The sequence below is a fragment of the Streptomyces sp. NPDC052042 genome (genome assembly GCF_044548345.1).
Lineage (GTDB): Bacteria > Actinomycetota > Actinomycetes > Streptomycetales > Streptomycetaceae > Streptomyces.
The window spans coordinates 1-2,185 of sequence record NZ_JBIUBU010000079.1 but is presented as its reverse complement, the minus strand read 5'-3'; the positions used below and the strand labels follow the sequence as shown (position 1 = coordinate 2,185).

Genomic DNA, 2,185 nt, shown 5'->3' with positions numbered 1-2,185 from the left:
TGGGACGCCTCCCCGATCGGGTACGCCCTGTACGCGCTGACCACCGGCGCCGAGACCGACCTGGCCACCGCGGCGGCGATGCTGAACCCCGAGGCCTGATGCCCCGCCCGGTCCGGAAACGGCGCACCTTCCCGGCGCGGGAAGGTGCGCCGTCGCCGTTCCTGGAGATCCGTGGGGGCACATGAGCTGGGTCACGCCCCGGTTAATTCCCTCGCTCCTGCTCGGGGCCTGTCCGTAGACTGCGGGGCATGTCTTTCTGTATGAAGCCCTGGTTCTGCCGCTGACGGCGGCCGAACCCGACTGATTTCTCGCCCGCCGTCCTGGCCTTGTGCCGGGTGGCCCCGCGTGCTGCCCGGCTCCATGACGAGCTGAGAGAACACGCATGCTTCGTACTACTTCCTCTTCCCCTGTTTCTGCCCTGCCTCGGGATCTTCCTGCTGGCGCTGCTGCGCACGTGCGCGCCGAGGGGGTCGTGGTCCGTCTGGGAGGGCGCACGGTCCTGTCCGGCGCCGACGTGACGGTCTCGGCCGGTTCTCGTCTGGCCATCGTCGGCGAGAACGGACGGGGCAAGACGACCCTGCTGCACGTGCTGGCCGGCACTCTGACGCCCGACGCGGGCACGGTCTCACGTACCGGGACCCTGGTGCTGGTCGAGCAGACCCTGCACGTCGAGGACGAGCGCACCGTCGGTGATCTGGTCAAGGAAGCCGTCGGGGACTCCCTGACCGCCCTGGACCTGCTGGAGGCCGCGACCGAGGCCCTTGCCCAGGGTGAACCCGGTGCGGAGGACGCCTACGCCCAGGCCTTGGAGGTCGCCACCGCGCTGGACGCCTGGGACGCCGAGCGGCGCGTCGACGTCGCCCTGGAAGGTCTGGGGGCCTGCACCGACCGTGACCGGCGCCTGGCGACCTTGTCGGCCGGGCAGCGCTACCGGGTGCGCCTGGCGGTCGTGCTGGGCTCGAGCACCGATCTGCTGCTGCTGGACGAACCCACCAACCACTTGGACGCCGCCGCCCTGGGTTTCCTGGCACGCAGGCTGCGTGAGCACCCCGGAGGCGTGGCCGTGGTCAGCCACGACCGGGCGCTGCTGCGCGAGGTCGCCACGACCTTCCTGGACCTGGACCCGAGTCGGGACGGTCTGCCCCGCCTGTACGCGGGCGGGTACGACGGCTGGGTCGAGGGCCGTCGTCGGGAGCGGGAGCGGTGGGAGCAGGAGCACGCCGCCCAGCAGGCCGAGCACGCCCATCTGACCCGGGCCGCCGAGGAGGCCCGCGGGCGCCTGCAGACCGGCTGGCGCCCGGACAAGGGCACCGGCAAGCACCAGCGCGCCACCCGTGCCGCCGGGGTCGTGCAGACCTTCAACCGGCGCGTGAAAGACCTTGAGCAGCACCGCATCACCGTGCCCGAGCCGCCCCGGAGCCTGTCCTGGCCCGACCTGCGAAACCGGGCCGGACGTCCGGTTCTGCACGGGCAGGACCTCACGGTCTCCGGACGGCTGCGCCAGCCGGTCGAGGTGACGATCAGCGGTGGTGACCGGCTGCTGCTGACCGGCCCGAACGGGGCGGGCAAGTCCACCCTCCTGGGCGTGCTGGCCGGGCAGGTGCGCCTCACCGGGGGCAGCCTGCAGGTCCACCACGACGCGCGGGTGGTCCTGCTGTCCCAGGAGGTTCCCGCCTGGAACCCGGAGCACACCGCCTACCGGGCCTACCAGGCGCACGTGGACCGGCTCCAGTCCCGAGGCCTGAAGGGGCATGCGCCCTCGCTCAGCGGGCTGGGCCTGCTGGCCGCGATCACGTTGCGCACCCCGGTGGGACGCATGTCCCAGGGCCAGCAGCGGCGCCTGCACCTGGCGATGTGCCTGGCCGAGCAGCCCGACCTGCTCATGCTCGACGAGCTCACCAACCACCTGTCCGCCTCCCTGGTCGACGAGCTCACCCAGGCACTGACCACCACGGCCTGCGCGGTCGTGGTCGCCACCCACGACCGGCAGATGCTCACCGACCTGGCCGGCTGGCCCCGTCTGGAGCTGGCCGGATCGAAGCAGGAGTGAACGCTCCTGCCCAGGTGCCACCTGTCCGGCTCTCGGACACGCCCCGGCCCGGTCGGCCTCTGCCAGCCGGGCCCGCGGCCCCGGACACTCAGCAGGAACTGCACGAAGACCGTCTGAGGCTGCTGCTGGAGGTCG

Annotated in this window: 1 protein-coding gene; it reads left to right on the top strand. The window is 72.2% G+C overall.

Going from position 1 to position 2,185, the window contains the following annotated elements; translation table 11 throughout:
* The first annotated feature begins 454 nt into the window (after positions 1 to 454).
* Positions 455 to 2,050: an ABC-F family ATP-binding cassette domain-containing protein gene (locus ACIHCL_RS36930; RefSeq protein ID WP_399868930.1), complete on the top strand. Its 1,596-nt coding sequence runs from the start codon at positions 455 to 457 to the stop codon at positions 2,048 to 2,050.
* Positions 2,051 to 2,185 lie beyond the last annotated feature (135 nt).